14 protein-coding genes are annotated in these 13275 nt (G+C 42.1%); 8 read left to right on the top strand and 6 right to left on the bottom strand.

Features of this window, described 5'->3' with window-relative positions; all coding sequences use genetic code 11:
- The first annotated feature begins 31 nt into the window (after positions 1-31).
- The 3 genes from dnaG to GPM24_RS02920 are packed head-to-tail and all read left to right on the top strand — an operon-like array spanning position 32 to position 3447.
- Positions 32-2011, top strand: coding sequence for a DNA primase (gene dnaG, locus GPM24_RS02930; protein WP_158825241.1), 1980 nt, complete (start codon positions 32-34; stop codon positions 2009-2011).
- On the top strand, positions 2011-2379 hold the full coding sequence (locus tag GPM24_RS02925) for a YraN family protein (RefSeq protein ID WP_158825240.1): 369 nt from the start codon (positions 2011-2013) through the stop codon (positions 2377-2379). Before dnaG ends, GPM24_RS02925 begins: the two co-directional genes overlap by 1 nt.
- A gap of 9 nt (positions 2380-2388) precedes the next feature.
- On the top strand, positions 2389-3447 hold the full coding sequence (locus GPM24_RS02920; protein WP_158825239.1) for a glutaminyl-peptide cyclotransferase: 1059 nt from the start codon (positions 2389-2391) through the stop codon (positions 3445-3447).
- Between the two features lie 36 nt (positions 3448-3483).
- Here the strand turns inward: GPM24_RS02920 and GPM24_RS02915 are convergent, their stop codons facing one another.
- The gene (locus GPM24_RS02915; RefSeq protein WP_158825238.1) at positions 3484-3810 is read right to left on the bottom strand and encodes a hypothetical protein; all 327 of its coding nucleotides are present in this window, start codon (positions 3808-3810) and stop codon (positions 3484-3486) included.
- Positions 3811-3912: 102 nt separating this feature from the next.
- Positions 3913-5559 (bottom strand): glucose-6-phosphate isomerase, encoded by a 1647-nt coding sequence (pgi, locus tag GPM24_RS02910; RefSeq protein ID WP_158825237.1) that lies wholly within the window; start codon positions 5557-5559, stop codon positions 3913-3915.
- Between the two features lie 304 nt (positions 5560-5863).
- On the opposite strand from pgi, the gene GPM24_RS02905 reads away from it, so the two are divergent.
- The 3 genes from GPM24_RS02905 to GPM24_RS02895 all read left to right on the top strand — a co-directional run bounded on the left by GPM24_RS02905 (position 5864) and on the right by GPM24_RS02895 (position 8660).
- Positions 5864-6247, top strand: a complete 384-nt coding sequence (locus tag GPM24_RS02905) for a hypothetical protein (RefSeq protein ID WP_158825236.1) — start codon at positions 5864-5866, stop codon at positions 6245-6247.
- Between the two features lie 92 nt (positions 6248-6339).
- Positions 6340-7432, top strand: a protein-coding gene (prfB, locus tag GPM24_RS02900; protein ID WP_158825235.1) for a peptide chain release factor 2 whose coding sequence is annotated in 2 segments (ribosomal slippage) — positions 6340-6399 and positions 6401-7432 — 1092 coding nt in all. Because the reading frame shifts where the segments join, the coding sequence is not laid out codon by codon here.
- Between the two features lie 313 nt (positions 7433-7745).
- Entirely contained in the window at positions 7746-8660 is a 915-nt protein-coding gene (locus GPM24_RS02895) for an alpha/beta hydrolase (protein ID WP_158825234.1), read from the top strand.
- A gap of 8 nt (positions 8661-8668) precedes the next feature.
- Here GPM24_RS02895 and GPM24_RS02890 read toward each other — a convergent pair whose 3' ends face one another.
- From GPM24_RS02890 to GPM24_RS02880, 3 genes are read right to left on the bottom strand one after another with little or no spacing between them, the layout of a single operon-like run.
- Positions 8669-9436 (bottom strand): DUF4846 domain-containing protein, encoded by a 768-nt coding sequence (locus GPM24_RS02890; protein ID WP_158825233.1) that lies wholly within the window; start codon positions 9434-9436, stop codon positions 8669-8671.
- On the bottom strand, positions 9433-10152 hold the full coding sequence (locus GPM24_RS02885) for a M23 family metallopeptidase (RefSeq protein ID WP_158825232.1): 720 nt from the start codon (positions 10150-10152) through the stop codon (positions 9433-9435). Before GPM24_RS02885 ends, GPM24_RS02890 begins: the two co-directional genes overlap by 4 nt.
- A gap of 55 nt (positions 10153-10207) precedes the next feature.
- Entirely contained in the window at positions 10208-11065 is an 858-nt protein-coding gene (locus GPM24_RS02880; protein WP_158825231.1) for a transglutaminase-like domain-containing protein, read from the bottom strand.
- A 48-nt stretch (positions 11066-11113) separates the two neighbouring features.
- Here GPM24_RS02880 and GPM24_RS02875 point away from each other — a divergent pair, with 48 nt between their 5' ends.
- Complete coding sequence (locus GPM24_RS02875; RefSeq protein ID WP_158825230.1) at positions 11114-11698, top strand: hypothetical protein; 585 nt, start codon at positions 11114-11116, stop codon at positions 11696-11698.
- Between the two features lie 5 nt (positions 11699-11703).
- Here GPM24_RS02875 and GPM24_RS02870 read toward each other — a convergent pair whose 3' ends face one another.
- Positions 11704-12843 carry a BamA/TamA family outer membrane protein gene (locus GPM24_RS02870; protein WP_158825229.1) on the bottom strand — a complete coding sequence of 380 codons (1140 nt, stop codon included), beginning with the start codon at positions 12841-12843 and terminating at the stop codon, positions 11704-11706.
- A gap of 209 nt (positions 12844-13052) precedes the next feature.
- Here GPM24_RS02870 and GPM24_RS02865 point away from each other — a divergent pair, with 209 nt between their 5' ends.
- A complete protein-coding gene (locus GPM24_RS02865; RefSeq protein WP_158825228.1) occupies positions 13053-13256 on the top strand; it encodes a hypothetical protein in 204 nt (67 codons plus the stop codon).
- Positions 13257-13275: the final 19 nt, after the last annotated feature.

The raw sequence follows: 13275 nt of genomic DNA, 5'->3' as shown, positions 1-13275 counted from the left end.
ATTTTTGTTGCCCACGATTTGCGCAAAGGATATGATCACCAAACAAACCATCGACAAAATAATGGAAGCTACCGACATTGCCGAGGTAATTGGTGATTTTGTGCAGCTTAAAAAACGTGGTGCCAACTTTATTGGACTGTCGCCTTTCGCTAACGAAAAAACGCCGTCATTCACAGTCTCTCCCACAAAAGGGATTTTTAAAGACTTTTCGACTGGAAAAGGTGGCTCTGCGGTAACCTTTTTGATGGAGCACGAAAAGTTTTCTTACCCGGAAGCTTTAAAATGGCTGGCCAAAAAATACAATATTGAGGTTGAAGAACTGAACGACAAACCTCAGAACATTGAGGCCGAAAATCGACGCGAAAACCTGATGGTGGTAACCAACTACGCCGCCAAGTTTTTTCAGGAAGCGTTATGGGATACGGCTGAGGGCAAAAGTATCGGGCAAAGTTATTTTAAGGAGCGCGGCTTTAGCACCGACATCATCAAAAAGTTTGAGTTGGGCTACTCGCCCGATCATTGGGAGGCTTTTACCGGCGCGGCCATCAACAAGGGCTATAAGCCTGAATTCTTGGAAGAAAGTGGCTTGTCGGTAAAGCGCGACAATGGTACGCTGTATGATCGTTACCGTGGCCGAGTAATGTTTCCGATACATGGTTTTACCGGCAGGGTTATAGCCTTTGGCGGGCGTACGCTAAAAACCGATAAAAAGGTTCCTAAATATGTCAACTCGCCCGAGTCGGAAATCTATCATAAATCAAACGTACTATACGGGCTTTTTTTTGCCAAAAAGGCCATCCGCGATGATGATAACTGCTACCTGGTAGAAGGTTATGCCGATGTGCTGTCGGTACATCAGGCGGGTATCGAAAACGTGGTGGCATCATCGGGCACGTCATTAACGGTTGAGCAGATTCGTTTAATTGGGCGTTTTACCAAAAACATCACTATTCTATATGATGGTGATGCTGCCGGTATCAAAGCGGCGATCCGTGGGTTAGATTTGATATTGGAAGAAGGCATGAATGTTAGGGTGGTTACCTTCCCTGATGGGCATGATCCCGACTCGTACGTTCGGCAGGTTGGCAGCAGTGCTTTTAAAACCTATATAGATCAGAATAAAAAGGATTTTATCCTTTTTAAAACCAGCATCCTGCTAAAAGAGGCCGGCAATGATCCAATATTACGGGCCAATGTTATCCGCGAAATTGTGGAAAGCATTGCCAAAATACCGGATTCCATTATGGCATCAGTATTTATTCGCGAGTGTAGTCATCAATTGCAGATTGACGAACGGGTACTGCTTACCGAGTTGAACAAAATGCGGCTGGGCAAATCTAAAAAAGAGAGTCAGCAACAACAAAGCCAATCAGCCCCGCCACCGGGATATGAAGAATTGCCGCCACCTGATGATCCGGCTTTTTTGGCTGCCATGTACGGTGATGAGGCGGGTGTAGTTGAAGCAGGTAAACCTGTAGGCGAAGCTAACGCCCCGCAAGAACGCGAGATAATACGCTTACTGTTGCTATACGGCAATCGCATCATCAACTGGGATGATATCGCCAATACGTATATAGGCCCATTTATGATTGCCGAATTAAGCGATGTGGAGTTTGATAATCCGGCCTGCAAAGCCTTTGTTGATTTGTATAAGCAACAGGTAGAAAATGGCGTATTGCCCGATGAACAGTTTTTTATTCATCATTCCGAAAAGCAGATTGTTGACCTAACCGTTGATTTACTAACCACCCGCTATACACTCAGTGAAAACTGGTATGAGATGCACCGGATATATATAAGCGATGAACAAGCCAACATGAAGGCGACTATACTTGGCGCTATTTTTCACCTTAAAAAACATAAGGTAGCCAAGTTGCTGGATAAATTACGCACTGATATTCAAAACGCTCAGAACGATACCGATCAGGATATATTGATGGCGCAATACCTACAAATGAAAAAAATTGAAAAATACATATCCGACTATTTAGGTTCCGTTATTCTCAAATAATGGCACAGCATCTGGAATTAGGTCGTAAAGGCGAAGCTATGGCAAAGGCACATCTGGAAGCTGCCGGTTATGAAATACTCGACGAAAACTGGACCTTTGGCAAAGCCGAGGTTGACCTGATTGCCTATAAAAACCGAATGATTATATTTACCGAAGTTAAAACGCGTACTGGCAACGGCTTTGGCGAACCTGAGGATTTTGTAGACAACCGCAAGCAAAGGTTATTGAGCGATGCGGCGGATGAATACATTTATTTAATGAATCATCAGGGTGAGGTGCGGTTTGATATTATTGCTATACGCTTTTACCCACAAGGTACGTTTACCTTAAAACATATTGAAGACGCATTCTGGCCGTCGGCCACTTAATAAGCATTCATGAAAAATAAAGTTTTAGTATTGTTATCTGTTGCATTTTTAGGCTTATACAGCTGTAAAGACAAGCCCAAAGGCGACGATTTTACCATTAACCCCGATGCTGGTACCACTTATAAACAAGGCGAGAAAGTAAATATGCATATTGGATACGCCGCTGATAAAAAGATCGACTCTGTGGTATATCTGATGGATTCGGTTAGATTGGGTGCTAAAAATGATTCGTCAGCATTAAGTTTAGCTACCGATACTTTGCCATTAGGCCCGCGCGTGATAACCGCGCGCGTTTATGCTGGCGGAACCCCTCAGGAAGTAAGCACTAACATTACCCTGCTTGCCGCTAAAGCACCAGAGGAGCTGACCTACGAAGTGATTAAAACTTTTCCGCATGATACAGCAAGCTATACAGAAGGCTTGATTTACCAGGACGGTATTTTGTACGAAAGTGACGGCGGTCGTGCTGCCGATGCGGAAGGTGCATCAAGCCTGCGTAAAACCGATGTAAATGGTAAGGTGCTGCAAAAGGTGGACGTTGACCCTAAGATATTTGCTGAAGGTATAGCTGTAGTAGGGGATAAGATTATTCAACTTACCTGGACCGAAAAGATTGGTTATGTGTACGATAAGAAAACGCTTAAACTGCTTAAAACTTTTACCAATAACGTAGGTGCCGAAGGCTGGGGAATGACATTTGATGGCAACAAAATATATATGGATGATAGTACCAACCGTATATGGTTTTTAAATAAAGATACATACAGTTCTATAGGATATATAGACGTGTACGATGATAAAGGTCCGGTAAACCAAATTAACGAGCTGGAATACATTGACGGCAAAATATACGCTAACGTTTACCAAAGTGACGACGTTATTGTGATTGACCCGAAAACAGGAGCTGTACTGCAAAAAATAAACTTAAGCAATTTGTACCCACAAGATCAAAGAGCACCGAATGCCGACGTGCTGAATGGTATTGCATGGGATGCTGCCGGCAAGCGCCTGTTCGTTACCGGTAAAAAATGGCCTTTAATGTATCAGGTAAAATTGGTTAAACAATAACAAAAATGCCCGGCTTATATAAGCCGGGCATTTTTGTTATAAAGAAGGCTCGTAATATTTACTGGCAGGCTCCCATCGGTCTAGCTTGTCGTTTACAAAGTAAAGCCAATAGCGGTCAATTCTTTTTTCGCCGTCAGACTGAGCATATTCAACTACTTCAAGAGTTGCACTGGTATTCGGATCTCTCCTGGCCGACACCGTTCCCCAGGGCTTCTTTTTTAGCGCTTCCTGCACTTGGGCCTTGCTCATGCCTATTTGCAGCGCAGAGGTATTTACCCCTTTAATCATGTCAAACGTTGTGGCGCAAGAGCTAAGTACCGTAATTAGAATAACACACAAGATAAGTTTGGTTAAGATTTTCATTGGTTGTTGGTTTCCTATTGGATAATGTTCAATTATAATAGTTTAACTCAACAATACAACAAAACAGGGTGTAATAAGAAAATTACACCTGCTGTTCTTAACTTATCTCCAGGCTTTATACTGGTTAATTAAACCGTTGGTTGAAGCATCATGAGTGCTAACTTCATCTTCGGTACGCAGCTCCGGTAAAATTTTACCAGCCAGTTGTTTGCCTAGTTCAACACCCCATTGGTCAAAGCTGTAAATGTTCCAGATAATGCCTTGCACAAATATCTTGTGTTCATACATGGCTACCAGTGAGCCTAATACCCGCGGTGTGATTTTTTTAGCTAGGATAGAGTTGGTTGGGCGGTTGCCTTCAAATACTTTAAAAGGTGCCAGTGCCTCGATCTCTGCTTCGCTTTTGCCTGATGCTTTCAGTTCAGCAACTACTTCATCATAGCTTTTACCGTTCATTAAAGCTTCGGTTTGTGCAAAGAAGTTTGATAGGAGCAGGGTATGGTGTTCGCCAACCGGATTGTGGCTTTGCGCCGGTGCAATAAAATCACAAGGAATTAATTTAGTGCCCTGGTGAATCAATTGGTAAAACGCATGCTGGCCGTTAGTGCCCGGCTCGCCCCAAATGATGGGGCCGGTTTGATAGTCCACTACCTCGCCGTTGCGGTCTACATATTTGCCGTTGCTTTCCATGTCGCCCTGCTGAAAATAAGCGGCAAAGCGGTGTAAATACTGGTCGTACGGTAAAATAGCCTGGCTTTCGGCGCCAAAAAAGTTATTGTACCAAACGCCTAATAAAGCAGCAATAACAGGGATATTCTGTTCAAAGTCGGTAGTGCGGAAGTGGTTATCCATTGCATGTGCACCGGCCAGTAACTGCTCAAAGTTGTCATAACCAACGCCTAGGGCGATAGATAAACCGATAGCGCTCCATAAAGAATAGCGACCGCCTACCCAATCCCAAAAGCCGAACATGTTTTGCGTATCAATACCAAACTTTTCAACAGCAGCTGCATTGGTTGATAGGGCTGCAAAATGCTTGGCTATATCCGCTTCACTGGCGCCGCTGTTTATAAACCATTCGCGTGCGCTATGCGCATTAGCCATAGTTTCTTGCGTAGTGAATGTTTTGGAGGCGATTAGGAACAGCGTAGTTTCCGGATCAATATCTTTTAATGTTTCGGCAATATGAGTGCCATCTACGTTAGATACAAAGTGTAGGTTTAGGCGTGTTTTATAAGCTTTTAAAGCTTCGGTAACCATCACAGGGCCTAAATCCGAACCGCCAATACCAATGTTTACCACGTTGGTTATAGGTTTGCCGGTATAGCCTTTCCATTCGCCGTCTATTACTGCATTGCTAAATTCTTTCATATGCTTCAACACAGCGTTCACATCGGGCATTACATCTTTGCCATCAACATACACCGGCGTGTTGCTTTGGTTACGCAGGGCGGTATGTAATACCGGGCGGTTTTCGGTTACGTTGATTACCTGTCCGGTAAACATAGCTTCTATTGCATCTTTTAGGCTACACTCTTTAGCCAATTGTACCAGCAGGGCTATAGCTTTGTCGTCAATCCGATTTTTAGAGTAATCAAATAAAAAGTCTTCAAATGTAACTGAGAATTTTTCAAAACGTTGATTATCAGATGAAAATAAATCTTTTAACTGTTTTTCTTCTATTTCAGGAAAATAGTCGGTCAGATATTGATATGCCTGAGTGGTAGTAAAATTGATATTTGGCAACATAGTTGAATAGATTTACTCAAAAGTAAACGAAATGTTTGCTTTTACCAGCCCAATTTTCACAAAATATAGTGCTTAGTGTATCGAAAACACCTTTTGTCTTAGTGTTTTTCCTACACCATCGAATTAAAAATATTTAAAAAATTTTACATTTCACTTGTAAATTTTGAAACTTTAATTACTATATTTGGTTAAATGGTAACCAAGGCGGGTAAATCCGTTAGATTTATTAATATCTATCTAAAAGACTTAGTGTATGTTTGAGAAACTTTTTATGCTTGTAAAAAATAACGCCGGAGCGGCTGTTATGAACAACCCCATAATTCCTGCCGCATCGCGCGAAGCAGTAATTAACGAAGCTTCAAGCTCGATCATTGAAGTGTTGAAGAATCAACTAGAAAGCGGACGAATCAATGACCTGATCAGATTCTTCCAGTTTTCGGGTTACAATGAATCGTTGATTACAAGCGTCACGAACAAGTTTGCCAGTAAACTAAACAAATTTTACAATATCGATATGGCATCTGCGCATGCCACTGCAATGTCTTTAATACCAACTGTGATGAAACAGCTGGTACAGCAAAGCAAAAGCAAAGAACATAAAGAATTTGCTTTGACCACTATGCTGTCTCAATTGAATGGTAACCGTGCCGATTTAAGCGGACTGGTTAACCAGCTGATGGTAGCTTAAAGGCATTGAGTTGAGAACATATACGAAAGGCCCGTCGTGAGACGGGCCTTTTTTGTTGAACTAAGCATTACTCAATTAATTATATTTGTAACATGACTAAAGAACAAATTCAGGATTTAAGGGATAGAACAGCTTCCCTGAGGAGGCATCTTTGACATCGATAACAAACTCGATGAACTAGCTAAAGAACAAGAAATAACCATTGGTCCCGATTTTTGGAATGCGCCTAAAGAAGCCGAAAAGGTATTAGCTTCTATCAAAGCCAAAAAAATTTGGACAGACGCTTATCAAAAAGTTGCCTCAACCGTTGATGATACCGGTGTGCTTTTTGAATTTTACCAGGGCGGCGATGCCACCGAGGCCGAAATGCAGGAGCAGTTTAACCAGGCGCTGAAAGAGATGGAAGAGCTGGAATTTAAAAACATGCTCTCGGCCGAAGAGGATCAGTTAAACGCGGTATTGCAAATTACAGCCGGTGCCGGTGGTACCGAAAGCTGCGATTGGGCTGGTATGCTGATGCGTATGTACATTATGTGGGGCGAAAAAAATGGCTACAAAGTTACCGAACAGGATTACCAGGAAGGTGACGTAGCAGGTGTGAAAACTGTAACGTTGCAATTTGAAGGCGATTTTTCATACGGTTATCTAAAAGGTGAAAATGGTGTACACCGCCTGGTACGTGTATCGCCGTTTGATGCTAATGCTAAGCGCCATACATCGTTTGCATCAGTGTACGTTTATCCGCTGGTGGATGATACCATTGAAATTGAAGTAAACCCTGCCGATATCGAATTTGAAACCTTCCGTTCGGGTGGTGCCGGCGGGCAGAACGTGAACAAGGTAGAAACTGCCGTTCGTTTATATCACAAGCCGTCAGGCATTGTTATTAAAAACCAGGAATCGCGCTCACAGCTTCAAAATAAAGAAAATGCCATTCGCTTACTAAAATCGCAGTTGTATGAAATTGAGATGCGTAAGCGTATGGAAACCTCTAATGCGATTGAAGGTGCTAAAAAGAAAATTGAATGGGGTTCGCAAATTCGTAATTACGTATTGCACCCATACAAGCTGGTGAAGGATTTGCGTACAGATCACGAAACATCCAATGCGCAGGGAGTACTGGATGGTGAGTTGGATGATTTCTTGAAAGCGTACTTGATGGAATTTGGCGGACCGAAAGGATAACCTTTTATCAACCATTACGCTTTATGCATACTAAAGCATTTAAAACCATACTCATATATTTAATAGCCGGAGGGATAATTGTATTATTCAATTTCCTTCCGGCTTTTAAATCCGGGCCTTGCACGCCTAATCTCGATTTCTTTTCCTGTTTTCTTTTCGGGCCGGTTTCTCTTGTGCTGTTTGTGAAGAGTATATTTAATTACGTTAAGCGAAATTTTGGTAAATCTGTAATTGCAGTGCATGCATTTGCTTTTGTATGGTGGTTTCTGATACTTTTGATATAATTGTTGTATAAGAACCAACTGCACTACCTATGATGAAAATAAAATTAGCTGCCTTGGCTATGCTCTTTGCAGGTGTCACCAGCTACGCACAAAAGCTACAACCCATTAACCTATATTCAAAAAACGTTCCTAATAGCAAACCAGCGCCGGCTGATTATATTGAAAAAAATGGTAACGGATGGATTACCAAAGTTACTCAACCCTCACTTACACCGTTTTTGCCCGAAAAGGGGAAAGCCAATGGTGTGGCTATCATCGTAATACCGGGTGGGGCATATGCCGGTTTAGCCATTAATCACGAGGGGTATGATGTAGCGCAAAAATTTGCCGACGCAGGTATCACAGCTTTCGTGCTTAAATATCGTTTGCCGGATGATCGTGTCATGGATGATCGTTCCATTGGTCCGCTGCAGGATGCACAACGTGCTATTCAACTGGTGCGCCAGCACGCTGCTGAATGGAATATCAATCCCGGTAAAGTGGGTATCATTGGTTTTTCGGCAGGCGGTCATTTAGCGTCAACCTTGGGTACGCATTATGTTAAAGCTGTAATTGATAATAAAGAAGGCGTTAATCTTCGCCCCGATTTTATGGCACTAATTTACCCAGTTATCACCATGGGCGAATTAACACATAGCGGTTCTAAAGAAAACCTGATTGGTAAAACAGCTACGCCCGAGCAAGTCAACTTATACTCGAACGAGAAACAGGTAACCAGCAATACACCGCCAGCTTTTTTGGTGCATACACAGGATGATAAAACGGTGCCGGTATTAAACAGCGTATTATTTTACGAAGCCCTTACCAAGGCCGGCGTTAAAGCCGAATTACACCTATATCAAGCAGGAGGGCATGGATTTGGTTTAAATAACAAAACCACGACAGATCAGTGGTTTGAGCGTTGTATAAATTGGATGGCGGCCAATGGATGGTTGAGTAAGTAAAAATTATTTTAATCAAACCGTTTTAAATACATCGGATTTATCAGTTCACCGTACGGAATATTTTTAGGTTTATTTAAGCTAAACCAAGGTGAAATGCTTTGCTGTAGTATTTGTATGTTTTGCGCAGGCATGAAACTTTGAGCTAGCAAAAACTGCTTTTGACCGGCCTTATTGCGTGCTACGTCTACAACGATGAAGCAATGCCCTGGTGAACCTCCTTTAATAAATACATCACCAATTTGCAAGTCAGCAGCGTTATTAACCGGCTTTAATTCTTTTTCTAATGATAATGTGCCTGCGTAAGAAAATACTAAGTTCAGGTATCGCAAAAAGTTGTTGTAACTGTAATCTTTTTTGCCTTGCAGTTTCCAGGTGCCATTTTGTTGGTAACGATACCCATTAGCGTAATGAATGAAATCGCAATTAAAGCCACTGGTAAAATTAAAGTGGATATGCTGATAATCTTTTTTCTGATATAGATATTCTGCTCTTAAGCGTATAACAGCGTCAGCACATTGCTGTAAATCTTGCTTGCCAATACTTAGGTTCACTATAGCAGCTGTATAGGCATCGGTTGCTGCAATATTGCCACGATAGGTACGGGTATGGGTGCCTGCCGGTTTGAGAGGAAGGTTTTGTAGCCAATTGCCAAAACTTCCGGATGTGGTGGTTAGGTGCTGGTAATTTAAAGGTGTCTGGAACCGGCTTATAACCGTTTCTTTTTTAGTGAACGCTGTTAGTAAAAGTGTAATAAGTAAGGTAAGGTTGGTTTTCATTCTGATTTGGCTTGAGTTAGTACAGTATAAGGGTTATAGGGCATGGGCATATCACCAGCGAGCTTGAACGCTGAAAAATGCAGATGCGTGGGCGAGCGCTTTTTGTAAGCATTGAATCCTGTACGGCCCGCTTCTGCTATCTTTTGGCCTTGTTTAACCACATCTCCGGGCGTTACCAAAATGGTGCTATTATGCGCATAGTAAGTTACAATATTTAGTTGTGGGTGATATAGCCAGATATATTTGCCGCCGCGCAGACTACTGCCGGTTTGCCACTGGTTTTCGCAGGCTATTACCACGCCGTTGGTTACAGCCAATACATCAACCGGTTTTTGAGTGCGGTCATCAAGACTATTTTGATCGGTATCGTGAATAAAAATATCATGAGCAGGATGTGCTGAATGTTCGTTACCATCCAAATAATGATAGCCAACAGCCGAGTATCCACTGCCGTTTGTGCCGCCAATAGCTTTGTAATCGTAACTAGCCAGTGGAAAAGTCCAAGGCGTCTTAGCCACAAAGTGACATTCAGCTTTAACGCGTTTAATAAGCGTCTTAAATTGTTTAGCGGCGGCGCTTTTAGATAAAGTGCCGTTTGTTATTGCTGTATTTATCTGATTTATGGCTTCACAATCTTTTTTTAACGTGCTTGGCTGGCCTGCAACGTGTATCCGGCTAAGAACTAAAAACAGAAGAATAACATTAAATTTAGGCATGCGTAAAAGGTTGCCTAAATTTAATTAAAAATTTAGCATAAACTCAATTGCTGCTTTACCCCAATATCTGCAACAGCTCTGTCAACTCACGAACCTTTTCCATAGAACCCAGCTGCTCATACGAGCTAATCAAATTACGTAATACCCGACGTACAATATCTTCGTTGGAGCAAGGTTCATAAAACTTCTTATCTATCGTCAAGTTTAGTTGTTTCAGAAACATGTCCACATCACGTCGTCCAAAAATGAAGCCTTTATTAAACGCATTGATGTAAAACAGCACACCGCTTTCAAATTCAGTTTTAACCGATTCGTCCAGATAGGCCAATATAAAATGTTGAGGCAAATTAACACCGTAGATAGGGATGTCCAGACGTTGTGCAATTACGGAATAAATGGTAGCCAAAGATATCTGGTTGCCTTTTTTGGTTTCCAGTACCTGGCTGATGTAGCTGTTTTGCGGATCCTGATGATTGGTAGTGTTGCCGCTAAATCCGTATATATTATAAAATACGTGGTTAATTAACTTTACCTGATCAGACGGACTACCTTCAAACATCATCTGCATCCATATGTCGCGCTTAATGGCTTCAATTTGGTTGATAACTTTTTGTTCGTCTAAATCCGGATACTGATATTTATTGATAATAAGTACGCCGCGTAGCAGGTCAAATGAACCGCCCTGGTACCAAAGTTCCAGTTCGTTTTTAACCATGCTAAATTGTATTTCGTGCACCAGGTTGGCAATACGATCCTGCTGTATGGGGTCAAAGGCGTTTTCCCATGCGCTTTCCAGATATTCTACAGCCGGGGCGCCATAGCTTAGTAGTTTATCATGTACATGCTCAAAAATTTCCCTGTCCGGATCGTCTAATAATCGTATTAATGAATTTATCTCAGCTTCGTTAATCATACTTTCCTCTTTCTTCAAAATAGTAAAGCTTTATCTACTTTTACAACCATGTTTAGCTTAAAGTTTGCAGTCCGGTATCTTTTACATCGTTTTAAAGCCATAAACCGGCACGGCCTGCACTCGCCTTTTGTATACCGAATGGTTGACAAAGTAATTTACGATTTCCGGGACAAAAAAGTATACCAGGATATCCAAAACTTAATTAATCCTGACAAACGCCTGTCGCGCAATCAGAAATTATTATACCGTTTGGTGTCAGATATCATGCCACAAAGCATTCTGTTATTAGGTAGGGTGAGTATGGCAGATCAACGCATTCTTGAGCAAGCTGCTCCTGATGCGATCCAATATTTGCCAGCGGAGCAACCAGTTACAGGTAAAGCTGCACTGCTATTTATTGACGCAGCTAAAACTACTGGAAATTTATGGAACGTTTTTGAACAATGCCTTGCTTATACAAATACTCATTCATCATTGATAATCAAGAATCTGCACCAGCGAACCACTAATGAGCAAGTTTGGAAAGCAATTAAAGCACATCCGCAAGTTACCGTTACGGTTGATCTGTTTTGGTTTACACTGATATATTTTAGGCAAGGGCAAACTCGCGAAGACTTTCTGATTCGTTTTTGACAGAATTAAAACGCTTCGCCCAAGCTCATGTAAAATCCACTTTGGCGAGGCTCACCGGGGCGTTTCTCGCCAATACCATAATCTACGCGCATACTTAAGCCTTTTTCGGTATCAAAAAAGTAGCGGAGGCCACCGCCGTAATTAGGCTTCAGTTTATTAAAACGGAAACTGTTGTGGAACACAGTGCCTGTTCCGGCAAACGCTGCTATCCCCAAGCGGTCGCTTAGGCGATAACGCAGTTCGGTTTGGGCGGCAATCATGTTACGGTCTCGATAACGACCGTTATAATACCCCCGCATCATTTCGTCATTACCCAGTTCGGGCAGTAAATAAAATGGGGTTTGGTTGCCAAGTAAGCTTTGTTCTTGAAAGTTAATACCTAGCACCAGTCGTTTTTGCAGGGGAATAAACTGCGCATATTCAAAGTCAAAAAAACTGCCTTTGTAATTGTTATCACCAAACAGGCCGTGCATCACATTTAAATACGTGTTGATGATAAAGCCTTTTGTGGTGTAAGTATTATTGTTTCGGGTATCAAAGGTAAGGGTAGGGCCGGCGTATATGCTAGCGCCGCCGTTACGGTCTTGCGCTGGTATTTGGGCTTCAAAGCTTTTGCCCGTGTTCATGATATTATATCGGTAATCTAAACCGCCTAATACATAACCAGCATATAGGTACTTGCTCAAGCGCTTTTCGCCGGTAAAATTTATTTTCAGGCGTTTCTCACCAATGCGTTCTTCGTCGGCCTTGCGGGTATCGTTACCAATGCCATAAAAATTGAAAGGGAAATTAATAAAGCTGATACCGGCCAGGTAGTGATATCGGTTTTGCGGCAGCCAGTAGCTAGTACTCAAACTCACCCGCTGCTGACCTTCGGTTGTTAAGGTACCATAGGCAAAAATGTTAGACACCCTGGTGCTTTTGTCTGTCTTATCGGTATAAAATGAATACAAAGTGGATGCACCTACTTCCAAACCCGTTTCGGGGGCCGAACTTACCACAGGCAGCAAAAAGAAACTGGCGCTGCGACTGCTGTCTTTTTCAAACAGCATCTTGCGCACAAATTTTGGTAAAAATTTAGGCTGAGCTTGTGCGCTCAGCATACTTAGTAGCAGGATATATATAAATAAGGTGTATTTTTTCATGTAAAGGCAGACGGCTGTATAAATGCAAATGTAGAGGTATTGTTTGTAATGTTGATAAGTGGAAGTTTAGCCTGTGTTATTGTGTGTTTGGCTAATGCTTGAGGTTAACATACATTAGTGCCATTAAACTAACATCGTCTGCTCATTGCCGCAGGGGCTAGTTCTTTTGTCATAGCTACATAAGAACCAAAACTTAGCGCAGCGATCTCATGAACACCACTAAAAAGCAAAACAACAAAGTGAATAAAAGCCTAGCTGTTGCGATCACCTCTCTGCCCGCAAGGCCATCGCTGGCCCGGGCGCAACAGCGGGCCTTTACGCTTCTTTTTATTTCCTTTATATGCTTATTCAACAAAAGCACTAGCCAGAACAACTTAGACAAAAAAGAATCGGCATTCAGCTTCTTTCGGTAGCTACTGACTTAAGTACTGG

This window comes from Mucilaginibacter lacusdianchii (assembly GCF_009770985.1).
GTDB classification, from domain to species: domain Bacteria; phylum Bacteroidota; class Bacteroidia; order Sphingobacteriales; family Sphingobacteriaceae; genus Mucilaginibacter; species Mucilaginibacter lacusdianchii.
Note: the sequence above shows the minus strand (reverse complement) of the source record. Positions and strands in the feature narration are given on the sequence as shown.